Annotated in this window: 18 protein-coding genes; 6 read left to right on the forward strand and 12 right to left on the reverse strand. The window is 56.2% G+C overall.

From position 1 onward, the window contains the following. The first annotated feature begins 187 nt into the window (after nucleotides 1-187). Nucleotides 188-1,222, forward strand: coding sequence for a M23 family metallopeptidase (locus tag R70723_RS26340; RefSeq protein ID WP_039876928.1), 1,035 nt, complete (start codon nucleotides 188-190; stop codon nucleotides 1,220-1,222). 3 nt (nucleotides 1,223-1,225) lie between these two features. Here R70723_RS26340 and R70723_RS26345 read toward each other — a convergent pair whose 3' ends face one another. The 4 genes from R70723_RS26345 to R70723_RS26360 all read right to left on the reverse strand — a co-directional run bounded on the left by R70723_RS26345 (nucleotide 1,226) and on the right by R70723_RS26360 (nucleotide 5,089). Further along, a complete protein-coding gene (locus R70723_RS26345) occupies nucleotides 1,226-2,926 on the reverse strand; it encodes an alpha amylase N-terminal ig-like domain-containing protein (RefSeq protein WP_039876930.1) in 1,701 nt (566 codons plus the stop codon). A gap of 166 nt (nucleotides 2,927-3,092) precedes the next feature. Next, nucleotides 3,093-3,761: an alpha/beta hydrolase gene (locus tag R70723_RS26350; RefSeq protein ID WP_039876931.1), complete on the reverse strand. Its 669-nt coding sequence runs from the start codon at nucleotides 3,759-3,761 to the stop codon at nucleotides 3,093-3,095. A gap of 188 nt (nucleotides 3,762-3,949) precedes the next feature. After that, nucleotides 3,950-4,531, reverse strand: a complete 582-nt coding sequence (locus R70723_RS26355) for a hypothetical protein (RefSeq protein ID WP_039876934.1) — start codon at nucleotides 4,529-4,531, stop codon at nucleotides 3,950-3,952. Nucleotides 4,532-4,552: 21 nt separating this feature from the next. After that, the gene (locus tag R70723_RS26360; protein ID WP_039876936.1) at nucleotides 4,553-5,089 is read right to left on the reverse strand and encodes a hypothetical protein; all 537 of its coding nucleotides are present in this window, start codon (nucleotides 5,087-5,089) and stop codon (nucleotides 4,553-4,555) included. Nucleotides 5,090-5,373: 284 nt separating this feature from the next. On the opposite strand from R70723_RS26360, the gene R70723_RS34155 reads away from it, so the two are divergent. The 4 genes from R70723_RS34155 to R70723_RS32385 all read left to right on the forward strand — a co-directional run bounded on the left by R70723_RS34155 (nucleotide 5,374) and on the right by R70723_RS32385 (nucleotide 13,417). Continuing rightward, entirely contained in the window at nucleotides 5,374-7,389 is a 2,016-nt protein-coding gene (locus R70723_RS34155; RefSeq protein ID WP_231574783.1) for a DUF6385 domain-containing protein, read from the forward strand. A 153-nt stretch (nucleotides 7,390-7,542) separates the two neighbouring features. Next, complete coding sequence (locus tag R70723_RS26375; protein WP_039876939.1) at nucleotides 7,543-9,618, forward strand: glycosyltransferase family 2 protein; 2,076 nt, start codon at nucleotides 7,543-7,545, stop codon at nucleotides 9,616-9,618. Then, nucleotides 9,615-11,351: a tetratricopeptide repeat-containing glycosyltransferase family 2 protein gene (locus R70723_RS32380; RefSeq protein ID WP_052421478.1), complete on the forward strand. Its 1,737-nt coding sequence runs from the start codon at nucleotides 9,615-9,617 to the stop codon at nucleotides 11,349-11,351. Before R70723_RS26375 ends, R70723_RS32380 begins: the two co-directional genes overlap by 4 nt. Before the next feature lie 17 nt (nucleotides 11,352-11,368). Further along, a complete protein-coding gene (locus R70723_RS32385) occupies nucleotides 11,369-13,417 on the forward strand; it encodes a tetratricopeptide repeat-containing glycosyltransferase family 2 protein (protein ID WP_052421479.1) in 2,049 nt (682 codons plus the stop codon). 753 nt (nucleotides 13,418-14,170) lie between these two features. Here R70723_RS32385 and R70723_RS26390 read toward each other — a convergent pair. The 8 genes from R70723_RS26390 to R70723_RS26425 form a co-directional block, all read right to left on the reverse strand. Then, nucleotides 14,171-14,908 carry a glycosyltransferase gene (locus R70723_RS26390; protein ID WP_039876941.1) on the reverse strand — a complete coding sequence of 246 codons (738 nt, stop codon included), beginning with the start codon at nucleotides 14,906-14,908 and terminating at the stop codon, nucleotides 14,171-14,173. Next, a complete protein-coding gene (locus tag R70723_RS26395; RefSeq protein WP_039876943.1) occupies nucleotides 14,895-16,172 on the reverse strand; it encodes a tetratricopeptide repeat protein in 1,278 nt (425 codons plus the stop codon). Before R70723_RS26395 ends, R70723_RS26390 begins: the two co-directional genes overlap by 14 nt. Continuing rightward, entirely contained in the window at nucleotides 16,169-17,680 is a 1,512-nt protein-coding gene (locus R70723_RS26400; RefSeq protein ID WP_039876946.1) for a glycosyltransferase family 2 protein, read from the reverse strand. Before R70723_RS26400 ends, R70723_RS26395 begins: the two co-directional genes overlap by 4 nt. 893 nt (nucleotides 17,681-18,573) lie before the next feature. After that, nucleotides 18,574-19,875 (reverse strand): sporulation protein YunB, encoded by a 1,302-nt coding sequence (gene yunB, locus R70723_RS26405; protein ID WP_372238280.1) that lies wholly within the window; start codon nucleotides 19,873-19,875, stop codon nucleotides 18,574-18,576. A gap of 179 nt (nucleotides 19,876-20,054) precedes the next feature. Continuing rightward, nucleotides 20,055-20,666 carry a TVP38/TMEM64 family protein gene (locus R70723_RS26410; protein WP_039876949.1) on the reverse strand — a complete coding sequence of 204 codons (612 nt, stop codon included), beginning with the start codon at nucleotides 20,664-20,666 and terminating at the stop codon, nucleotides 20,055-20,057. 233 nt (nucleotides 20,667-20,899) lie between these two features. After that, on the reverse strand, nucleotides 20,900-21,775 hold the full coding sequence (locus tag R70723_RS26415; protein WP_039876951.1) for a glycine betaine ABC transporter substrate-binding protein: 876 nt from the start codon (nucleotides 21,773-21,775) through the stop codon (nucleotides 20,900-20,902). 26 nt (nucleotides 21,776-21,801) lie between these two features. Further along, nucleotides 21,802-22,638 (reverse strand): ABC transporter permease, encoded by an 837-nt coding sequence (locus R70723_RS26420; RefSeq protein ID WP_039876953.1) that lies wholly within the window; start codon nucleotides 22,636-22,638, stop codon nucleotides 21,802-21,804. After that, nucleotides 22,635-23,834, reverse strand: coding sequence for a quaternary amine ABC transporter ATP-binding protein (locus R70723_RS26425; RefSeq protein WP_039876954.1), 1,200 nt, complete (start codon nucleotides 23,832-23,834; stop codon nucleotides 22,635-22,637). Before R70723_RS26425 ends, R70723_RS26420 begins: the two co-directional genes overlap by 4 nt. 256 nt (nucleotides 23,835-24,090) lie before the next feature. Between R70723_RS26425 and R70723_RS26430 the strand changes: the two genes are divergently transcribed. Further along, nucleotides 24,091-24,648: a GbsR/MarR family transcriptional regulator gene (locus R70723_RS26430; protein ID WP_039876956.1), complete on the forward strand. Its 558-nt coding sequence runs from the start codon at nucleotides 24,091-24,093 to the stop codon at nucleotides 24,646-24,648. Nucleotides 24,649-24,787: the final 139 nt, after the last annotated feature.

The raw sequence follows: 24,787 nt of genomic DNA on the forward strand, positions 1-24,787 counted from the left end.
GTTGCCTCATATTATAGCATGTGCAATGGGCGATTGCCTGTTTTTGTGAAATTTGCCTGCACGGATTTCTCTGAGGCTTACTGGTACCTTTAGACAGATGCGGATAAAATGCAGCACTTTGCCTCACTCTATAACAAAAGCATCCGGCAGCTCTTGCTGAGCTGATTGTATACAGGAGGTAGTTATCATGCTGGCCCTGCGCAAAAGAAAAGCAACTTGGAGAACCGTGCTGTGCCTTGCCGCAGCCCTTATGCTGTGCAGTGCAGACCGGGCAGCCGCCTCTGCCGCCGGCAAAGCGGACCCGCTGGCTGCACGGAAGGAACTATATGAACAGATGAGCGCGGCCACCGGCATTCCCTGGTTCCGCTTCGCCGCGATTGACCAGTACGAGCGGACCATCGCCAAAAAGAAGTCCGCCAAGGAAGCCCCGGACTCCTCACGCATTACCGGTATCAGCATCCCTGCCCCGGTATGGGCCGGGCCGCTGAACCCGGATCAGGCAGACACCTCGCCGGAGTCGATTTCCTTTTTTGGCGGGATGGGCTACGACGGCTCCGGGGACGGCAATGCCGATCCGGACAATGATGCCGACCTGCTCTACAGCATGGCCAGGCATCTGCTGAAATACGGGACCTCCGCAAGTGACTTCAGTATCGGCATCTGGGAGTACTATCATAACGGCCGTGCCGCGCAGCGGGTTAACCAGTTTGCCAGGCTGTACGAGCATTTCGGGCGGCTTGACCTGTCCGGCAGCGCCTTTCCGCTGCCCATCGGCAACTCCTATGCCTACCGCAGCACCTGGGGAACCGGCCGGAGCTGGGGAGGCGCACGTATCCATGAAGGGACAGATCTTTTTGCCCCCCACGGTATGCCTGTACGCAGCACCTGCTTCGGGATTGTCGAGACGAAGGGCTGGAACCGCTACGGCGGCTGGCGGATCGGCATCCGTGATATCGAAAACCGCTACCACTACTATGCGCATTTATCCGGCTACGACAAATCTGTTGCCCGCGGGGATATTGTAACGCCGGGTCAAATCGTCGGCTGGGTCGGCAGTTCGGGCTACGGCAGTCCTGGTACCCAGGGCAAGTTCCCTCCGCATCTGCATTACGGCATCTACCGTGACCGCGGTATTACAGAATGGGCCTTTGACCCGTATCCGCTGCTGAAGCAGTGGGAGAATCAGGAATACCGCGCCCGGAAAAACAAGAAAAGCAGATAGCCGTCAATACAGCAACATACAGCCGAACGGTTCAAGCTCTACAACTATTTTTTCGTTGTTGCGGATTGTCAGTCCGCTGAGCAGCTCGGTCAGCACGTTTTTATCACTGCGGATGCTGCTCAGCTCAAGCTGATAGGCATTCGGTGAATGATTGATCAGCACAGCGATTTTATCCTGCTCCCAGCGGCGCATGTACCCTATGACACTTCGGGCTTCATCGGTGAACCATGGGCGGAATGCGCCCTTTTGCAGGATAATATGCTGTTTTCTCAAGGCTATAAGTTTTCTGTACCATTCATACAGCTCTTTATTCTGGTCCTCAGCCTTCCACAGCATCGGCTTTCGGCAGTGCGGGTCCGTCGCGCCCTCCATGCCAATCTCATCACCGTAATAGATCATGGGGATACCGATATAGGTCATCTGGAAAAAGACAGCCTGCTTCATCCGGGCCAGCGCTGTTCCCTGCTTGTCCCAGCCGCGCCCGTTCTCCTTGCAGGCGGTCAAAAAACGTTCAGTATCATGGCTGCCGAGCAGCTGGAACATAGCCGAGTTGGCCTGGTCATTGTACAGCGCCTCTATATGCAGCAGCTGCTCCATAAAACGTGCCGGTCCTGCCGACTGCAGCGCAAAAAACTCCAGCACCGCCTCCCGCAGCACATAATTCATTCCGCCGTCAAACTGGTCGCCTCTCAGCCACTGGCCTGATGCATGCATGATCTCCCCGATCAGCAGCAGCTCGGGAAATTCTGCCTTCAGCTCTCGGCGCAGCCGGGTCCAAAACTGCGGGTCTACCTCATTGGCCACATCGAGCCTCCAGCCGTCGATTCCTGCTTCACGCACCCAATGCCTGGCGACAGCAAGCATATAATCTGCAGTCTCCGGATTGTTCATATTCAGCTTGGGCATATGCGCTTCCGCTCTGGCAAAGGTTTCATAGGTCGGTTCCGGGTGCTGGCTGACCGGATAAGAGCGGATGAAGAACCAGTCCTTATACCGCGAAGTCTCCCCCTTGTCCAGCACATCCCTGAATGCAAAAAATGTATCCCCGGAATGATTGAACACCGCATCCAGCAGCACCCGGATACCATGCCGGTGGGCTTCGTCTACAAGCTTTTTCAAATCGTCTGCAGTGCCGAAATCGGGATCAATCCGGTAATAATCGGAGGTATTATATTTATGCCCGGACGGTGATTCAAAAATCGGCGTCATATAGATTACGGTAACGCCCAGCTCCTGAAGATAAGGGATTCTGTCAGTAATACCCTGCAGGTTCCCCTGATTATAGCTGCTCGGATAAATCTGGTATACAACCGCTCCGCTGCTCCATGCCGGCAGCGCCAGCGCTTCCGGCCGGTGTACATAGGCATATTGAAAGGCCCCGGCATGCTCACGGTTCCCGGCCATGCCCCTCTCTCCATACCATGCATAATCTCCCGCCGGATTGGCCGCATAGAATATGTAACGGCATCTGCCGGTTGCGGTCTGGATAACCGCCTCATGAATCTCATAAACGCCTGCTGCGCCAATCTTCTCCATCGGCAGCGGCTGCTCCTTTCCGGGTGATTCGTAACGGTCGGAATGGATGACGGTGCAGCACAGCTGCTCGCCGGCAGGTACGAACAGGCGCAGCTTCAGCGCCCCTTGTCCGGCGGGAAAGGCAAACGGATCTTCAGCAGTATGATGGAAGAACCAGCGTGTCGGCATATTTTACAGTCTCCTCATTAGGTAAAATCGTCCGGATTCCCGGGGCGGATGCAGCTCTTTTGCTGAATGTAAGTGATTATCGGCTTATTTTCGCCAGGGAAACCGGTTTCTCTAATTTGAAATTACCATCTGCTGTATACGTTGTCAATTCCCTTCAGCCGCAGACTCATAAAGTCTCCGCTTGTTTGATGAAATGCAGCACCTTCTGCAGTACCCGTGCCTGATCGCTGCAGTGGCAGACCATATGGCCGCTTTTTTCCACCATCAGCACCTGCTTTTGTCCGGATGGAATCGTCTGTTCCAGAAAGCCTGCGCTTTTGGTTTTGACGAGGTGGTCTCTTGTGCCCTGCACAATCAGGGTCGGCGCTGTAATCTGCGGATAAATATCAAAGCTCTCACGGACGAGGCGCTGGAATTCCCGTGTGGCTTTTGGCGGCGTAGAGCCGAATTTGCTGAGATAATTTCTGAGCATAGCCGGGCTGCCCAGTGTTCTCACAATCTCCAGCGGATTTAGCGGGAAGACGGGAGCTGACAGCAGGGTAAGCGACTTGACGACCGGACGGTACTGCACAGACAAATGGGAGGCAATCAGCGCTCCTGTGGAAAATCCGATCAGATGCACAGCCTCCTGCTCCTCCAGCAGCTTGTTCAGCTCATGCTCGGCGCTCTCCAGCCAGCGGTATCTGTCAGATTGCCTGAGCTCCCGCCTGCCGCCCCCATGGCCTGCAAGCGTGAAGGTTCTGGAACGGTATTGATGCTGCTCCATGTATCGGGACAACGGAGAAATCTCATGCTCGCCGCCGGTAAAGCCGTGGATAAACAAACAGCTGTCCATAACAGACCTCTTTTCCTCTGGAAATATACAGCATATGATGCGCATACCTACATTGTATCCAATACATGCAAAATAAGCCTTAACGGAGTAATCGTCAAGGCCGGAGGATTTAATTTCTGGCTGGAGTGCCGCAGTGAACGCACCGGACATACCGCTAAAAACTTGGCAGCTCTTACGCCGGAGACAGCTCAGCGCTCCCACCACGTCAGGCTTAACGCGGAAGTAATGACCAGGCCGATCGCAGAGCTGGATGAGGTTACGTTGGCACACAGTGAGCTGCCGGGAGGGACAATAATACTTCCGGTAAAGGATTGGGTAAAGCTGCCCGGCGCCAGCTGGTAGCTGTTCAGCACTGTTCCGCCGCTGATTGCAGACGTAGAGGACTGCACCGTCATGCCGCTGGATGCGGCACTGGCCAGATTATTATTCACCGCAGGCAGGGCTGCAGGCGAGGTTAAGGTTCCGCCTCTTACGATCGTAAACGTGCCGGACATGTTGGACAGCAGGGAAGAGCCCCCGATGCTGCCGGTAATCCGCGAAATGTAGACCGTTCTGCCGCTGCCAGCCGGATTGTTAATCCGGACCGAGATAATGGCCGAGATCAGACTGAGAACTACTGTAGCGCTGGCGGAAGCATTGGTTGAGAACAGGACTGCGCTTTCTGATGCGCCCAGCTCGGGGGGAGCCGTAATATCCGGCGACCGGAAGGTATTGGTCATTTCCACAAAAAGCGGCTGATCATTGTCATTGAACACATAATGGTTAGGCACTGGAATACCTCCCTTCCCGCTTTAATATTCCCACCAGTTGATCGAGCCGGTTGCAGCTGAGCTTCCTGAGGCAATGGTGATGGAGACCGTCAGGGAGCTGTTCGGGGGGATGACAATCCGCCCGTTAAAATCGACAATGACCGGACCTGCCGCCAGCAGCAGCGAGGCCAGGGTGGCCGGTGAGCCGGTTGGTGCTGCAGTGGAGGTGCGGGCCGTCATCACACTCGTTACACTGCTTCCAAAATTAAAATTAACCGGTGTCCCCGTTGCGCCCGTTACTGTTGCGTTGCGCAGCAGCGACAATGTTACTGCAGCCGTTGCCGAGCTTGCGGTTACGCGTGATATATAGGCCGTGCGTCCGCTGCCCGCGGGATTAAACAGCTGAATCACGAGCGGAGCAGCTGTCGTTACTGTAGAAGCAAACGGAATGGAGAACAGCAGGCCGGACATGGCCGCATCGGATTCCGGGAAGGAATCGATTGCCGGAGCAATAAAGGTGTTGACCTGTTCCGTAAATAGTGGCTGGCTGCTCTGGTTAAAAACAGCATCGTTCGGCATTCTCCCGCCTCTCCCCTCTTTCTAGCATACTTTCATTTTATGCTGCCGGCGGCCGCAGGTTGTTTGGAAATCTGCGTATTTTTGCTTCCATTGCCCAAACATCCTCTTGTCATTGCCATATATTAATATCACACCATTCGAATGGCTTATTTGCAGCCGTACAGGCTTTGCCGTGTATTCCATTACGCAGAGACCTATTGTGTTCAAGACCCAGACGACGGTTTGGGTCTTTTGCCCGAGCAGGTCCTGTATTTTTCTATTCTATGAAGAAAGGGTGAACCATTGTGCCAAATTATAGCTCGTTTCAATCCAACCCGGACAATCTGCGCACGCTCATTTTTGGCCGGGACCCGTCCACCTTAAACGACCTCCCGCTGACAACCGATCCCAGCGGTAACCTGACCACCGTCATCCTGGGCGGAACCATTACCAGCGTTCTCGGGGCCACCATTACCGCCGGTACACTGTCCTCCGCCGGTACAGTAACCAACATACTGAACGGTACCATTACCAGCGTGCTTGGCGCTACGATCACCGCCGGTACCTTATCCTCCGCCGGTACGGTAACGAACCTGCTGAACGGTACGATTACTAGTGTTCTCGGAGCTACGATTACTGCCGGTACATTGTCCTCCGCCGGGACTGTTACCAACCTGCTGGATGGGACGATTACTAGTGTGCTTGGGGCTACAATCACCGCCGGTACCTTATCCTCTGCCGGTACGGTAACGAACCTGCTGAACGGTACGATTACTAGTGTTCTCGGAGCTACAATTACTGCCGGTACATTGTCCTCCGCCGGGACTGTTACCAACCTGCTGGATGGGACGATCACCAGCGTGCTTGGAGCTACGATCACTGCCGGTACGTTGTCCTCCGCCGGGACTGTTACCAACCTGCTGAACGGTACCATTACCAGCGTTCTTGGGGCTACCATTACTGCCGGTACGTTGTCCTCTGCCGGGACTGTTACCAACCTGCTGGATGGGACGATTACCAGCGTGCTTGGGGCTACCATTACTGCCGGTACGTTGTCCTCTGCCGGGACTGTTACCAACCTGCTGGATGGTACGATTACTAGCGTGCTTGGGGCTACCATTACTGCTGGTACGTTAACCAACCTGCTCGACGGTACCATCACCAGTGTGCTCGGGGCTACCATTACTGCCGGTACGTTGTCCTCCGCCGGGACTGTTACCAACCTGCTGGATGGTACGATCACCAGTGTGCTCGGGGCTACGATCACAGCCGGTACGTTAACCAACCTGCTCGACGGTACCATCACCAGTGTTCTCGGCGCTACCATTACTGCCGGTACATTATCCTCCGCCGGGACTGTAACCAACCTGCTGGATGGTACGATCACTAGCGTGCTTGGCGCTACGATTACTGCCGGTACGTTGTCCTCTGCCGGGACTGTTACCAACCTGCTGGATGGTACGATTACTAGCGTGCTTGGAGCCACCATCACTGCCGGTACGTTGTCCTCCGCCGGGACTGTTACCAACCTGCTGGATGGTACGATTACTAGCGTGCTTGGGGCTACCATTACTGCTGGTACATTATCCTCCGCCGGAACTGTTACCAACCTGCTGAATGGTACGATCACTAGCGTGCTTGGGGCTACAATTACCGCTGGTACGTTGTCCTCTGCCGGAACTGTTACCAACCTGCTGAACGGTACGATCACTAGCGTGCTTGGCGCTACCATTACCGCTGGTACCCTGTCCTCTGCCGGGACTGTAACCAACCTGCTGGATGGTACGATCACTAGCGTGCTTGGCGCTACGATTACTGCCGGTACGTTGTCCTCTGCTGGGACTGTAACCAACCTGCTGAACGGTACGATTACCAGTGTGCTTGGGGCTACGATTACTGCCGGTACATTAACCAACCTGCTGAACGGTACGATCACCAGCGTGCTTGGCGCTACGATCACAGCCGGTACGTTAAGCAGTGTAACCTCGATCTCACAGCGCAGCTTTATTGAGCAGGCCACGCTGGCAATTCCCACCGCTGATGCTTACACTCCGCTTCCCGCAAATACAACAAGCGTGCTTGGTACCTACTCCTACTTCGTGCTGAATACAGGGGCGAATCCGGTGAATACACGGGTTGAAATCAGCGCGGACGGAACGAATTATTTTGTTGATACCACCGGGGATAATCCGCTCCCTGCCGGTTCGGTAGATGTCATTGTGCCGGCACGGTTCCTCAAATACACCCGTCTTTCGTATCAATCAGCGACACCGGGGGCAGCTTCGGCAATTAATGTCATTTTTGACGCCCAGGGAACGTAAGCTATTCTTCTGTCATATCCTGTAGAGGCAAAGAGTGCATGGAAGGTCATGTGCTCTTTTCTTCCTCTGGATACAGGGAGTAATACATATGCCGGTCAAAGCCGGCTGTCTGCTGCAGGATTGCTGAATGTGCCTGCAAGGAAGGAGCTCTTCATGAACAGACCTACCATTGGAGTTCATCTGATTATACGCAACGAAGCTGTACTGCTGCCTGTATGTCTGAAAAGCGTAGCCGGAGCCGACGAGATCATTGCTGTCGATACAGGCTCGGAGGATGATTCGATAGCTGTCGCTGAAGCCTATGGGGCGAGGGTGCTGCGGCACAAATGGGAGGATGATTTCGCAAAAGCCCGCAATGCCGGACTCCGCCATGCCGCAACCGACTGGATTCTGGTCCTTGATGCCGATGAGATGCTGAATACTCCGCTGGAAAAAATACGCCAGCTTCTGCCGGATACAGCAGCCGAGGCTTTTACCGTCACTATTGAAAATGTAATCGGACACCAGGCAGAAGAGCGCCTGTACCACCGGGCTGTACGTCTATTCCGGGGTGGACAGGGCTACTGCTTCTCAGGAAAAATCCATGAGGGCATCGATCAGTCCATTATCAGCAGGCACGGCACGCAGGCGATTGTGCACAGCACCGTTCAGCTGCTTCATTCCGGCTATCTGCCGGAGATGATGTCCCGCAAAAATAAAGCTGTACGCAACGAAAGGCTGCTGCGCGCCGCCGTTGCAGAGCACCCGGAGGATGACTTTTACCGCTACAATCTGGCGGTTGCCTGCTGTCAGAACGGACAGCTGCAGGAGGCGGAGGAGCTGCTGCGCTACACCTTGAGCCGGGCACCGCTTCCCGCTTCGTACCGTCCGGCCATGATCCGCGATTTAGGCAAAATCTATCTGTCCGCCGCAAAAATGAGTGCGATAGACGCGCTGCTGGCCAAGGAGCTTGAACGTTACAGCGATTACCCGGATCTGCATTACCTGCTGGGCCAGTCCTTGGAGGGCCAGGGGCTGCTGGAGCGTGCTTTTCAGTCCTATGAGCGGGCCGTTGCATTAGCAGAAAATCCTGATTTCCACGAAAAATACGTCAGTGAGCACGGCATCACCACCTTCCGCCCGCTGCACCGCATGGGGCTGATTGCCCTTCAGCTATCTAAGCCGGAGGAAGCCGCGAGGCTGTTCCACCATTCGCTGCAATATTTGCCCTTATATGCACCGGCGCTGCTGGGCATCGTGACCTCCTTTCAGTCTCTGGACGTGCCTGACCACAGCATAGCCGCCTTGCTGCAGCAGCTTGTCCCGGCGGAGCAGCCTGCCGGAAGGGCAGCAATCGTTAACGCACTCTGCGCAGCAGATGCCTATGAGGCTGTGTGCGGACTGCCGCACCAGGTTTTTCCGCTGGAAAAGGCTACGCTTGTGCACAGGGTCCGCGCCCGAATCATTACTGACGAAGCTGCTGCAGCAATGGCGCTGATCCGCCAAGGCCGGGACCTGCTGACTGCCGGAGACGTAACCCCGGTGCTGCTGCAGGAGCTGCGTGTTCTTGAAGCTCTTTGCATATGGGCACAGGGCTCTGCTCTGCAGGCAGAGCTGCTGGCTGAGATGCCGCCGGAACAGCGCAGCAGCTGGCATAAGATCAATCAGCGGGTGACTGGAGGATCCGTACTATCTGCAAAGGAGGGCGCCGACAAGAATGGAGATGACCATTTGCGTGACAACGACAATGCGTTATCCTTGCTTTTGACCGAGCTGATTCCTCTGGCTGCTGAGCTGCAGCTATATCCTTTGGCTGATACGCTGGCAGGCTTCTCAATACATCATCAGGCGGAGCTGGCGGCAGCACTGTATAGGGCAGGCCATGTGCAGGAAGTAGGTGAACGGTTCATAGCGTTAGCGGGTGATGCACAGGCGGCGGAGCGGGTTGCTTTTTATATCGGTGAGTTGCTCTATGATAAAGGCCACTATGAAGAGGCTGCCGGATGGTTTCAGCAGGCGCTGGGGCAAGCCGGACAGGAGGACGCCGCACGTGCAGCCCTGGCGGTCTGTTATCTGCAGCTGGCCAGGGCTGATCTGGAGACGGCAGCGGCGGGCTTTGGCGGAAATTATGAGCATGGTCCGGTCGTTGAGGATCTGGCAGCGGTCAATAACACCCTCCTCCTGCTGAAACGTACCCCCTGGCATACCGTCTGGACCAGGCGCAAGCGTCAGGTAGGTGCACGGCCATGAGCAAGCTTCAACGGAAGCCGCTGATCTCACTCTGTATGATCGTCAAGAATGAAGCCGGCAACCTGTCACGGTGCCTTACCAGTGTGCGCGGAGTCGCAGATGAGCTGATTATTGTTGATACGGGCTCTACAGATGACACTGTTGCCGTTGCCCGCAGCTTTGGTGCGGCTATTGTCTCTTTTCCCTGGACCGGAGATTTCGCAGCCGCCCGTAACGCCGGACTGGAGCAGGCTCGCGGGACTTGGATTCTTGTGCTGGATGCCGATGAGGAGCTGGATGCGGGGAGCAAGGGAGAGCTGCTGCTGTGTGCGGAGCATGTGGAGTATGAGGCGTTTTTTGTGCGGATTCATAATCATAAAGGGACTGAGCGTTCCTCCCCCGTCATTACCGTCAATCCTATCCTGCGGATGTTCCGCAACCGCCCGCCCTACCGGTTCAGTGGAATTATTCATGAGCAGGTTGCCGCAGCCATTGTTGAGGCCACTCCTGCCGCAGCCATGCACCTGAGTACTGTGAGCGTTCATCATTACGGCTATGCTGACGGAGTAGTTGCCAAAAAGGATAAAATCAGCCGCAATCTCAGCCTGCTCAAGGAGCAGCTGAAGCTGAACCCGCGCGATGCCTTTCACCAGTTCAATACGGCGGTCGAGTATATGCGGCTTGGTGATTACGCACGGGCGCTGGAGCATATAAAGCAGTCGCTGGCTGAGGCTGAGCCGGATACCAGCTACACCCATCTGCTGTACAAATATGAAATCCGGTGCCGGATCATGTCGGGTGACCCGGCTGGCGCGATGGATGCCTGCATCCGGGGCTGCGCGCTTTTCCCTGATTATCCTGACCTTCACCATATCAGGGGAGTTCTGCTGCTGCAGGCTGGAGCTTTTGCGGGGGCCAGGGAGGCCTTCCGGCAGGCGCTGCTCATCGGCCTATCACCGCCCGGCTACCATACGGAATCCGGGATGGGCACTTATCTGACGTATGCCGCACTGGGACAGCTGTGCCAGGAAACCGGAGAAACAGAGGAAGCCATTGTCTGCTACACCCGGGCAGCCCAGCTCCATCCCGTGCCATCCTCCCTTCTGGCGCGGCTGGTACGAACCATGAAATGCGCAGGACGCGGACCTGAGCTTGCCGGCTGGCTGGAGGATCATCTGCCGCAAATGACGGCGGATAGATTGCGGCTGGCCGGGCTGCTGCTGGCGGATGGCTGCTTCGCGGCCGCGACGGAGGCTGTGGCGGGGGGCGCGGAGGCAGTAGAGAGTTTGGCGAGAGGTGGCATGGAGGCTGTGAGCGAGCGCTCGGGGCGCGGTGCGGGGATGGCGAGTGAGTGCTTGGGGAGCGGCGAGGAGATCGTGAGCGAGTGCTTGGGGAGCGGCGAGGAGATCGTGAGCGAGTGCTTGGGGAGCGGCGAGGAGATCGTGAGCGAGTGCTTGGGGAGCGGCGGGGAGATGGCGGGTGCAGCTGGAGCAAGCCTGCTCCAACTGCTGCTGCAGGCGGGTGACACACCGGCGGAGCTGCTCAAGCATCAGGATATTATGGTGCTGCTCGGCCATCCTGCTGCCGGCGCCCTTGATTACGGACCGCCTTCTGCTGCTCCGTCTGTCCGGTCAGGCCATGCCTGGAGGCTGTTGGCAGACGGTGCGCTAGCCTCACTAACCGCTGCTGACGATTATGGACCGGCTGCGGCCAGGGCACGGCTCATGCTTCCGCTTCCCCGGCTTGGAGAGTAGAAAGGAGCACCATTAGAATGCGTACCCCGCCGCTCTCCCTCTGTATGATCATTCAGAACGAAGCACGGCATCTCGGGCAGTGCTTATCCTCTGTGAAGGGGCTTGTATCAGAAATCATTATCGCCGATACCGGCTCTGCTGACGGTAGCGCGGAGATTGCCCGCAGCTTCGGAGCAAGGGTTATCGAGGTGCCCTGGGAGCATGACTTTGCCAAAGCCCGCAATCTGACTCTGCGCCAAGCCTCCTGCCCGTGGATTCTGGTGCTGGATGCAGATGAAGCCGCTGCCGGCTGGCGGCAGGAAGACCTGCAGCAGCTGTTGAATGCGACTGCAGTTCAGGGTTATTTCCTGCCTTTTATTCACTATGTAGGTAGTAGTGCCGGCGGTGAATATGTCACAGATAATGTCTGCCGGCTGTTCAGGAACGATCCGGGAATTCTTTTTCACGGGACAATACATGAGGAGGCTGCCAGCAGTATTTGGGCGCTGCCGGGCGGCCGGGTCGCTTATGCGGATCTGCCTATATTTCATTACGGGTATGTGGATGAAGAGCTGCTGCTCAAAAACAAGGCCTCCCGTAACCTGAACCTCATCCGGGCCGCCTTGCAGCTTGATCCGCAGAGTTATTCCCTGCGTTATGCGCTGGGCACCGAATACTACCAGCAGGGCCAGTACAGCGCTGCTGCAGATGTTCTGCTCCCTCTGCTAGACGAGACTCCTGCCGGCTATGGTTACACAGCCGACATCTGGCTCAAAACAGCCTATGCCCTGCAGGCAGCCGGACGAATCCAAGCCGCCAGAGCCGTCTATACCAGAGGCATGGCTTTGTATCCCGACTTCACTGACCTGCTTGAATCCTATGCCCGTCTTCTGCTGGAGGCAGGAGAACTGCAGGAGGCTTACCGCCACGTGCTGGCAGCACTCAGAAGCGGTGACACTTCCCGTAGATACCCCTCATCCTCCGGCAGCGGAACCAGCCGCACCAGTCTGTTGGCCGGACAGGTCAGCGAGAGGCTGTATCTGTACGAACAAGCAAAGGAGCACTACACCCAGGCAGTCCGGTTCACGCCGGACCTGACTGCCGCCTGGGAAGCGCTCGTGCCGCTCTGTCTGCTGTCTGGCGATGCAGACCGCCTCACGGCGTTGACCGCAGAGGCAGGCGCCGCGCTGCCGCCCGCCACGCTGCGCCTGCTCGTGCCGGCGGCGCTGAACGCCCGTGCAGCCGGCTGGCTGCAGGCGCTCACCGGCACCGCCCGGCTGCCCGCTCCGGTGCGGCGCGTGCTCCAGGTGCTGCCGGATATGCTCCGGCAGCATGAAGACCACCCGGCAGTCGCCGCCCGCCTGGAGCGGCTGCTGCCGGAGCCCGGGCCCGGGCAGCCGTTTATACACGGCTATCTCTGGGCCTGGGCCTGCCGCAGCGGGGATACGGCTGCGGCACAGCATTGGCTCGGCAGCCTGGCCGGCTGCCGGCCCGGTCTCCCGGCAGTTGCGCAGCTGCTGCCGGAAGCCCGCACAGCCGCGCCACAGCCCGGCGCGGCAGGCTCCGCTCCTGGCGCTGCTCCTGACGCCGCGCCACCGCCCGCCGCCGCCGACCTCGCGTATGCCGCGCAGCTGCTGCTCCAGGCAGGGGCCTGGGGCAGCCTGCTGGGCTTATACCGCAGCGCCGGTCCACAGCTGCAGTGGACGCACCTGCCGCAGCCGGTGCTGTGCGGCCTGCTGCAGGCGCCGGCCGCCGTTCAAGTGCAATGGTGCTCCATCTACGAAGAGCAGGAGCACCTGTACAACACGCCTGCCGGCCCGGCGGAGTGGCTGATGTATGCAGCCATAGCCAGCTCCTGCGGCAGGCTGCCCCTGCTTGAGCCCGCAGCCGAACAAGCGCTGCGCGGCTCGGGCAGCAAGGCCGTGCTCATCGGCCTTGCCTACTACAGGCTGCTGCTGGCAGACCGTGCAGCAGCAGCAATGCCAATGCCCGCCGGCAGCATCCCCTGGCTGCTGCTGGTCCGCTCCGCCGCCGGGGAAGGCTGGCGGAGTACACAGTCCGCAGGCTCCAGCGGCAGGCCGGTTTGAGCGGCGGATTCTTTTCGCCGCTCTGCAGCTTGCCGCAGAGCACCACCGCTCGTGGTGCCGCTTAAGATTAAGTGGATTTTCGTCACCTAATTCATCGTATAACAAGGGAAATAGAAGATTAGTTGTAAAAAGCACACTTAATTTCACCAAAATCATCATCAGAGCGCTTTTTACCCGATTTAAGTATCCTTTTTCCAACTAAATGCTGTAATTGTCGGTTATGGGTCAAATTAAGTATCCAAAATACAACTAATTTTTTTCAGCAGAGATTTACTCAGAGATTTACTCAGAGATTTACTCAGAGATTTACTCAGAGATTGCCCAGAGATTTGCCCAGAGATCTATACATAGATTTGCCCAGAGATTTACATCAGCTATAAGGATCGGTTACGCAGAACAATACGGATTACTTCACCAATTCAGTACATTCCTCCCCTTGCTAGAGCGGTGATTCAAGCCGCATTCCATGCCCGTCTCTCTATTCAGCAATTTGCCCGCTGCGCTCCCCGGAGACCCTCCCGGCCAGCAGCAATACCCCGCTCCGCACAAGGACCAGGGACATTGCTTTTTTTATTTTATTATCCTCTATTCATCTTCTAATTCGCTTCCACTAGCTCCTATTATCTTCGAATCAGTATTTAATCAGCTTCAATCCACTATCTAATCACTATCTAGTTACCGCCTATTCAGCATCCAACCAGCTTCTAATCCACTTCCATCACCCTCCACCAGCTTCCCAACCCCGAAACAATCTCAAAACAGCTTCTCCTGCCACTCCACCAGCCGCGGATGCTCATCCAGAATGGAACGGTACTGCTCCAGGCTGCCCCACCGGCCTTCGGGATCAAAGTCCATGTACCGCTCATATTTATGCTTCAGCTCCTCCGGCGGCAGCGCCCAGCCGTAATGCTTCACCCGCAGCTCAGCCAAAAACCCGGGCAGCACCGCATAGGACAACGGAAGCCGGGGCACATGATGATCCATCTGCGGCGTAAAATAATGATAATCCGGCAGATACCGTACCAGCGTACGGGTGTGCTTGGTGTGGAGGTTCCAGTGCTCATCTTCACGGTAATGGGTGGTGCCGCCCCAGAAATCATACAGCCGGAAGGCTACCCAGTCGTAGACATCCTGATCGATCAGCCTGCGCATCTCCCGCTTCGCCGCTTCTTCATAGAACTCATCAGCATCCACAGACAGCAGCCAGTCGGGTCCGGTGGACACCGCGAGCTCCCACAGCGTCTGCCGCAGCTCCCATTCCCGGCTAAACAGCGGACTTTCGAGGGTCACCAGCTTCGTAACCTTGGCAAAAGACTGGCACAACCGCGCCGTTCCGTCCGTGCTGCCGTCATCCACAATGACGATTTCATCCACAAAATCACTAAGCTCCTCCAGCACCCGCTCCAGATAACGCCCGGCCTCATTGCGGACCTGCATCATTGCGGTCAGCCGGTTCCCGGAGGCTTTGCGCAGCGGTCTAGACCTCATCATCTGCCATCCTCCCCCTTAACCGTCCGACTGCCTCCTCCAGATCAGCCATTTCCGCAAAAAGCGACCGGGCCCCCTGCTCCGGACCAGCCGCACGCAGGAAGCTGCGGATTGCCGCATGCCTTTTTCCGTTCAGCAGGTGCAGCGTGCCTTCCATAACCGGAATCTGCTGGAGGATTGATACAGCCGCCCCGCCCCCCTGGAGCACCGCAGAAGCCGGATCACCGGCCGTGCTTTCCAGCTCCTGCTGCAGCCGGAGTGCTTTTTCCCATTGATAAGTATCCGTATAATTAAGCAGCAGCAGCGTCTTGGCCTCCGGATTGGCTGCTCCTGCCAACCGTTTTATGGCCGCAGCACCGTCCTCATTGACCCGGTAGATTTCCGCCTGCACCAGCTCACGCTGACCGCTGTCCAGCCAGCGCTGCAGCTGTGCAGATACCGCCCGTTCCTCTGCCGTAAAAGCGGTAATCTCATACTGGCGGACCGCCAGCTCCAGATTGCCGCGCTTCGCTTCCATTGCCGAAAAAAAACGGTAGTGCGAATGCAGGCAATCCGTATAGTCATGCAGCAGCATCAGCTCAAAGGAGCGGGTCAAAAGCTGCAGAGCGCGCTCATCCCCGAGAAAATACAGATACGAAGCAGCCAGATAATGCACCGTAGGCTGCTTTGGCAGCTTCTCACACATGGACAGATAATACTCTGCACGGTGCCCCAGCTGGATTTCGGCCCACGGCTTCCCTGCAGCCGCCTTATCCTGCGGATGCCACAGCTCCTCAAGCGCCCTTTTCCAGACCGCCTCATAATCCGCCAGAAAAAGCAGACGCTCCCCCCTGCGGATAATCCCGTAGGATAACGGGCTGTCCCCGCTGAGATAGACAACTCCGCTCCGGCTAAGAAGCTGCTCCAGATATAGCCTTTCCGAGGCTGTTGCCACCAGATCGGCTTTTGCCGCCAGCATTCCGCTGTATTTCTCCCACAGGCTACCATCCTCCCCGTCAGGACAGTGCTCCAGCATAGCTACGATAAACGCAGGTGACAGGGATAGCACATCCTGCAGCCAAAACGGTGAGGATACCAGCACAGTGTATTCTTTTACCGGAAGCCTGTGGATTTCTCCGGGGGACAGGGAACGGATCCCGCTTTGTGACTGCTCATGGGGGCTCATTTTCCCTGTGAAAATAACATCCTCCCGCTCCGGCAAAACGTCCAGCAGCCGTTTATAGCTGTAATCGTTCCACGAGCCTCCGCTAAAAACAATGTAGTTCACAGCCCTGTCCCCCCTTCCCCGTTATTGCAGCCGGCCGCTCCGGAAGCAGCTGCCCCGGCTATATAACCTACCGCCAGCTCAGGACCCGGACAGAGCAGCAGACTGCGGCGGGAGGACTCCCGTTTTACGAGCCGGCCCGGCATAATGCCTCCACGGTGTGCTGTACGCTCAAGCGGCAGCACCACCGCTGCGCCCCGCTCCGGATTGTCCGGCAGCTCAGATTCTGCAAGTCCCGGCGCCGCGCTGACAATCAAAGCCGCAGAGCTGTGCTGCAGAGCCATCACGATCCGGGTCACATATTCACTGTCATAGCTGGCGGATGCGGAAAGGTAGACGGTGACTTCGCTCTGGTACATTGCCGAGAAGCTCTCCAGGGCATGCAGCCACGCCTTCTCCCCCTGCACTGTAATCACCGTGTCCCGTTCATGCACAGGACTATCCGGGGAGGTATCATTCCAGCTGTCCCGCACGCTGACCCAGCGGATATTGCTGTAGCTCTGCTGTCCCATCAGCAAAAGCTGGCGCTGCATCGATGCCTCAGCCGGCCATTTCTCTTCGAAATACACCACTGCCGTCACAAGCGGCAGTGCTGTGGCTGCTTTGCCCAGCGGTATTGCCGGCTGCCGCTCCAATGCGGACAGATCTCCGGGAACCGGCAGTCCGGTCCCGCGCAGATCCTCATCCGGTAATTGCCATTTGGCGCAATATGCCCGCCTGGCTTTAGCGTATGCAGCCTGTGCTTCACTCTCCGGAAGTCCGGCAGTACCAGTCAGCTGCTGAAGGACATGCACATATGACGCGGCACAGAGCGCAAGCTTTGCACCTTGCTGGCGCGCACGCAGGCACCAGTCGGCAAGGATATAGCGCCGCTCAAGAAGCGAGGAATCCAGCCCGCCGGTCCGCTGCAGAATTTCACGGCTAATAACCAGGCAGGGTCCGCTCAGCACCTCCGCCTCCAGCCATTCTCCCCGGCGGCGGCTCAGCTGGTGATTAACGTAAGCGGACAGCTCAAGGTCATCGCCAAAACGCAGCACCGCCCTGCCTTCCCGTTCCTCCGCTGCAGAGCACGGAGCTGCAGCAAAGGTTGCCGGATCATCGACGGACGGCCACAGCAGCTCACCCAGCCAGCCCTCAGTAACCATCACCCGGTCCTCCACCAGCACAACGAAAGAGGTCCGGGCTTCTGCCAAGGCCTCATTAATCCGGTAATTGCCGCGCTCATAAGGCAGAAAGGACAGCTCCTGCTCTGCTGAGAACAGCTCCAGCAGCGGCTGCAGCGGAAAATCCTCCTCCATCACCACACCCGTCAGCCGGACAGCAGGTCCAGAATGCTGCATCAGACGGTTCAGACATTCCTCTGCCCACTCCTTGTGCGCAAGCTCTACAACAATCGTAACACCGTCTTTGGCCGGCAGCGGCAGCAGCCCCTCCCGCTCAAGGTAACTGTATCTCCCGGCCAGCCGCTCCGGGCTGACGGCATCAGCTCTAGCTTCAGCATCATAAGGCATTCCTGGCTCACACTCCATCACATTCAAACTTTACTACCTATAGTGTATGAGCCGGTTACGATGATATCCCTGTTCTTTTTTGAGAGAATGCCGGAGCTTGCCTGCATCTGCTTTCGCTGGTTTCTTCAGCACTCCTGTGCCGGGTACGGGTACTGGTGCAGTCATACCACCTTTTTTCTGCAGACGGTTCTGCTTCCGGACGACTTTTGCACAAAAAGTACCTCGGCAGATGGCTCCTGCCCTGTGTAATGAACCTAACGGACAGAGATGACCTTATCCAGCACGGAAGCCCCGTTTTTCAAAGCTAAACGGACACCAGTGCGCTTATCTGTCAAATTCCCCTGGTAAAACGTCTGCCAGCAATGAAATAAGTGCATCTGAGTCCGTTAGTCCGCTAAAACCCGCCAAATCTGGAAAATAAGGACCATAGGGTCCGTTACAATCATGCGGCTGGCGATAAGCGGCCGTTCTGCGGCTGGCGTACTTGGGTGGTCGCTGCCGGGTGTCCGGTCTTTAGTCATTGGCGTTCGGTGTTCGGTGTTTGATGTTTGATGTTCGGTATTCGGCGTCGGCATTCGGCATTCGGCATTCGGCATTCGGCGTCGGCGTTCTGCGTTCGGCGTTCGGCATTCGGCATTCGGCATTCGGCATTCGGCATTCTGCGTTCTGCGTTCTGCGTTCTGCGTTCTGCGTTCTGCGTTCTGCGTTCTGCGTTCTGCATTTGCTGTTCGGTGTTTAATGTTCGTTCTCCCGCGTTTGCTGTTCGGTATTTAGTGTTCAATCTTCGTTGTTCGTTCTTCGGCGTTTGATGTTCCGTACTCGGTGTACAGTGCTCAGTCCGGCATTTGGTGTTCGCTGTCCGGTATCTGGTGCCCCAACCTGTCTCCACCCTGCTACTCCCCGGCGCCCCCGCCGGTATTGCCTCCGCTGTTCACTGCACTGCTCCCGTCTCCGGCATTGTCAGCGCCGGAGGAAGGAGTGCCGGCGTTGCCGCTGCCTGACGGCGCATCCTTCCCGCTGTTTCCGGCATCAGTGCCGTTCCCCGTGCCGGAGACGTTTCCGGCTGCTCCTGCGCCGCTGTCTGCTGCTCCGTTCTTGTCCGTGCTCTGGCTGGGAGCCGGAATCGCAATACCCGGCGCGCTGCTGCCGTTGTCCCCGACGGGGTTACCCTGATTGTCGTAATAATACATCGGCACATCGCCGACCACCATCAGATAGGATACCGGAATCTCAGTATCTACCACCTGCGGCTCCATATCGAACGGCACAACAACCGCAACCTCGGTAACAATATGAATGTATACCTCGACCAGAATCATATTGATCCCCGCATTTTTCTGACGGGTGTTCAGCTCCACCTTGACTGCCCCCTGGGGCTCAATCTTGATCGGGACATCAGGCCCGAAGGAAGCAATCAGCGGGCTGTTCAGCGCCTGGCCGAGCGGTATATGCTCCGTCCGGTTGTGCAGCTCCTGCAGGGTGCTCTGGATCACCTCCGCCGCCTGCGAGGTAATCCGCATATGCTCCCTGTAATTGAGCATAAAGCCTGAGATTTTGCCGTTTTTATCGGTTTTCCAGTCGATCAGCGCCTCGGCATCTCCGCCGTCTGCGACCTGGGAGGTAATGGCCTTGTTAATGGATTCGGTAGCAATCTGCTTAACACGGATCTGGGCCAGATGAATGATCGGCGGACGCAGATGCTGCTCCACATAGCGCAGGCCCTGCAGCACACCGATGGCCAGAACCAGGCTCAGAATGAGCCAGAAGCGGCCCCGCCTGCGCGGACGGGCCGGGCTGCTGCCTCCGTTGCCGCTGTTCCGGCCAAACAGCCCTCCTCTGCCCCTGGTGCCGCCGGCATTTCCCTGCGCTGCGGACAACCCTCCTGTGCTCCGGGCACTGACTGGTATCCACGAGCCGGATGGAGCACTCCCCTCGTACACGCTTCCCTGCCTGCTGCGCGTTTTCTGCCCCGACGGCCACCCCAGCCCCGTCCGTGCCGGCTTAGCCTTGAAGCCCGCACTGCGTCCCGCCGGCTGTGCCATGCCTGCCCGTGTGGGCTTTGCCTTAAAGGCCGCACTCTGCCCGGCAGGCCGCGGCAGGCCGCCCCCGCCGATCCCCGGCAGCCGCAGACGGCCCAAGCGGCGCAGACCCGGCAGCGCTGCCCGCCGGCCTCCCCATTTCCGAATTCTGCCCATGCTTCCCTGTCCCCTCCCGGTATCGCTGCGGCCAAGCCGCTGCCAATTACTATAGGGTATTCAGGCACAGGACAAAAAAGAAGAACGCTCCCCCAGTGCCTTCACTGTGAGAAGCGTTCCTAATTATTGGACTATGAGCCTGTTTCATTTCACCGGCTTTTTCCCGTTACGTCAGGCGACTACTGCATTCTGCTCCGCTTATCCTCCTGGAGATGCCCCCAGTGACGGCGCACAAAGACCGCCAGCAGAGCAGCGATAAATACCGCATACCAGCCCAGAAAGCCTCTCCATTCCTCGCGCGGAACAATCAGTGAGGAGCCGATCGTACCAAACAGCCAGATATAGGACAGATTGCCGAGTACCGTACCCCAGATATAGGCAGAAACCTTAATCGGGGAAACAGCAGCCATAAAATTAATAATATTACTGGGCATAATAGGGACCGTTCGCAGCAGCACCAGCGTCCAGATTCCATACCGGTCCAGGTAACGCTGCCACTTGTCATAACGCTTGAGCTTGGATCTCCATTTGCGGTCAAACCAGCCGTACAAGTATCTGCGGAACAGGAAATAGATGAGGACCGAGCCCAGATTGCAGGCCATCCAGCTAACCAGCATGCCGCCAATGATATCAAATTCGGATACATGGAGCACAATCAGTATAGCAAGCGGAAAAAATCCGAACAGGCTCTGCAGCAGCGTAAGCGGGACCGTTGCCAGCAAGATATAAGGCCCGCTTAGGCCCATACTCTGCAGCAGCCAGTCAATCCAGCCGTTAATCATTTCTGTCATGGAGCTGTCTCCTTTCCCGGCACTGCTGCATCAGCTCCGCTAAGTATTCAATAAATAGCCTGGATTTCAAGAAAAACACCCCTTACGGGGTGTTTATTACAGATAATGATTGCGTATGAAGATATATGTAAAGAACATTTACCGGCTGAATAATGACAATTCTGTAGCCATATGTTCTTTTCATCATAACACACATTATTTGCCGCTGCAAAAATCACATTAGCTTAAAGCTGTTATTCCTGTACTCCCGCTACCCAGGCATTAACCTGATCCTCATGCTCGCCGACCCATTTTTTAGCTGCATCCTCCGGAGACTGGCCGCCGGCAATATCAACCATTACCTGCTCCATTTCCTCAGGAGTCCAGTTGAACTGGTCCAGGAAGCTGTATACCTCAGGCATATCATCGTTCAGGCCTGTACGCACCATAGTATGAATCTGTTCAGCCCCGCCGTATACAGCCTGCGGATCTTCCAGATATTTCAGGTCCATGTTGGCAAACATCCAGTGAGGGGTCCATCCGGTCACAACAATAGGCTGATTGTTCTGATAAGACTTTTCCAGCTCCTGAACCATAGCTGCGGACGAGCTTTCGAGCAGTGTGTAATCAGTCAGGCCGTATGCTTCAATTGCCTTCTCGGTAGCCATCATAATGCCTGCTCCCGGCTCAATGCCGACAATCCGGTTCTGCAGCGTTCCCGCCAGCTCCGCATTCTTCAGATCCTCGATAGAGTTAATGTCCATGTAGGTTGGAACAGCAAGACCTGTTTTCGTGCCGTCCAGATTCGGGCCTAAATCTTCAAGCTTGCTGCCGTATTGCTCTACGTAGGATGCATGCGTGCTTGGCAGCCAGGCGGCAACCATCGCATCGGCACTGCCGTCAGCTACGCCTGCCCACATTGGGCCGGCATCGACCTGCAGCATCTCTACAGACATGCCGAGCTTAGATTCCAGTACTTCTTTTACGACATAGGTGCTTGCAATCTCTGAATCCCAAGCGACATAAGCCAGCTTCACCGTCTTGTTTCCGCCTGCTCCGGACGAACATCCGGCTAAGGCAGCCACCACCAGCAGAACAGTCAACAGTAATCCTATGCTTTTCTTCTTCATCAATCACTCACACTCCCATGGTTTAATTAGTTTTGTTGTTTGGCTTTGAACAGCTTCTGTGTAAGACGGTCGAGCAGAATGGCGATAATAACAATCGCGATCCCCGCTTCGAAGCCTGCACCCGTCTTGGCCTGCGATACGGCCCGGTAGACATACGCACCGACACCCTGGGCACCGATCATCGACGAGATAACGACCATGGACAGCGACAGCATAATGGTCTGGTTAATCCCGGCCATGATGGTTGGCATCGCAATCGGCAGCTGCAGCTTGAACAGCTTCTGTCCCGGTGTGGAGCCGAAGGCATCTGCAGCCTCAACCAGCTCCTCCGATACCTGGCGGATACCCAGATTGGTCAGCCGGATCGTCGGCGGAATCGCAAATATAATAGAGGCGATAACCCCTGGCACTACGCCCAGTGAGAAAAAGGATACCGCCGGCAGCAGATAGACAAACGCCGGCATCGTCTGCATGAAATCAAGCACCGGAGTAACAATGTTCTGTACAGTCTTGCTCTGGGCGCATAGCACACCGACCGGCACGCCGATCAGCACGGCCAGCAGCGAGGCAGTCAGCACCAGCGCCAGCGATTGCATCGACGGGTCCCACAAGCCCAGGTTGTCGATCAGCAGCAGCCCGATCACTGCAAACAGCGCCATCCGCCATTTGCCGATCCAGTAAGCAAGCGCGGCTATAATAATAGTCAGCACGATGGCCGGGAGAAAGGTCAACGCCGCTTCGATCCCGGTGACCATTCCGCCGATAATAGCGTGGATCAGGTCGAACAGCGGACCGAAGTAAGTCATCAGCCAGTCCTCGATCCATTCTACGCCCTTACCTATAGGAAGCTTGGGAATGTTCATGAAAGTGTACCTCCTTCCGGAACCGCATTGCCGGCAAGTGCAGACAGTACGGCCCCTTTAATGACAATCCCTTTGAGCCGGTCATTCTCATCGACCACTGCCACCGGCAGATGCGTCGCTGACATCAGCTCAAACAGATCATTCAGCAGTGTTTCCGGACGTACACGGGGAATTTCCCGCTGCATAACCTCCAGAATGCTTATATTTTCCTTCAGCGCTCTGGCCGCATCGTCAGCCGTCACTACCCCCTGCAGCTTCATTTCATTATTCGCTACATACAGGCTAGACACGCCGCTGTCCCGCATCAGCTGCAGGGCTACGCGCGGCCCGCGCTCCGGCCGGATCATTTCCGGCTGGCGCATTACATGCGCCGCAGTCAGTACCTTGGACAAATCCACGTCCTCGACGAAGCGCTCCACATACTTGTTGGCCGGCTGAATCAGGATTTCCTCCGGTGTACCAATCTGTACGATTACACCGTCCTTCATCAGGGCTATCCGGTCACCGATACGCAGCGCCTCGTCCAGATCATGGGTGATGAACACAATTGTCTTCTTCACTCTGGCCTGAAGCTCCAGCAGCTCCTGCTGCATATCCTTGCGGATCAGCGGGTCAAGCGCACTGAACGCCTCATCCATCAGCAGTATATCGGGATCATTGGCGAGGCCTCTGGCCAGGCCCACACGCTGCTGCATACCGCCGCTGAGCTGATCGGGGCGGTGATTTTCCCAGCCCTTCAGTCCAACAAGCTCTAGTGCCTCCATGGCACGCCGGGTGCGCTCTTTTTTATCTACACCCTGTACCTCAAGTCCGTATTCGGCATTGGCCAGCACTGAACGGTGCGGAAACAGGCCAAATTTCTGGAATACCATCCCGATATTTTTACGCCGGAACGTCCGCAGCTCCTCTGAGCTCATCTGGACTACATCCTTGCCTTTAAATAGTACCTGGCCTCCGGTAGGCTCAATCAAACGGTTCAATAGCCGGACCAGCGTCGATTTCCCGCTCCCCGACAAGCCCATAATGACAAAAATCTCGCCTTCACTGATGCTGAATTCAGCCTTATTGACTCCTACAGTCAGCTTGGCCTCACGGGCAATCTTCTCTTTGGACCATCCCTGCTCCAGTAATGGAAGGGCGCGTCCTGCATCGTTACCGAATACCTTGGTTAGTTGTTTCACCTCTATAATTGCCATGGTGACCTCCTTTTCCCCTTTTCGTTATTCAGGCAGTTGCTCCTCAATAAGTGTAGCGGAGTTGTGAAATGAGACGCAAAGCCCGTATACGCTAAAAATTTAGTGTACAGTTTTAACTTTACGTACTTTACATAAAGAATACTCTGTTTTTCGCCATTTTCCGTTTCTGTTGCATTCTTTACTTATAGAAGCGGATTTGTTTACAATACATTTGAGAGGTTTGCAGTTTATCAGCCTATTCCTCAGGAGGGACACCATGAACGATTTAGAAGGGCTTGAGCCCGAGCAGATAAAGAGAATCAGCAAGGCCCGCGAGCGGGTAATTGATTCCATCGGCAAAAACATGGATTTATACGGAATTACGCTGTCTATCGGACATTTATATGGTTACATGTACTTTAATGAAGGCCCTGTAACCCTAGATGATTTGAGCCGCACCATGGGAATGAGCAAGACATCCATGAGTACCGGTGTGCGCACCCTGCTGGATTTGAAGATGATTGATAAGGTCTGGGGAAAAGGCACACGCAAGGACCTGTTTGAGGTCGTCCCCGACTGGCATCAGAACTTTAGCGACTACTTCTCGATCAAATGGAGAAAAGCGGTCGAAGGCAACATGATCGCCCTGTCGAAATCGCTGGCTGAAATTAAGGACATGCAGGCTGAATATGCAGATAACCCGGAAATACTGCAGCTTTTGACCAATGATGATGAAAAGATCATGGAAGCGATCAAGTATTACCGCTGGCTGCTGAAGCTGATTGAGTCGCTGGAAACCGGCAAGATTTTTGAGCTGATTCCTAAGGAAACCTAATCGCTTATTTAAGTATGTCTTACATTCACCGAAAAAATTACGCAGGCCCCCTTTTACATCCCCCTGCACCCCAAAAAAAGCCGCAGTCCCTCCAAGGGGCCGCGGCCTTTAGTGTTTTTCCTTTATTGGCTTAAACGCA

The organism is Paenibacillus sp. FSL R7-0273 (assembly GCF_000758625.1).
GTDB lineage: Bacteria > Bacillota > Bacilli > Paenibacillales > Paenibacillaceae > Paenibacillus_AQ.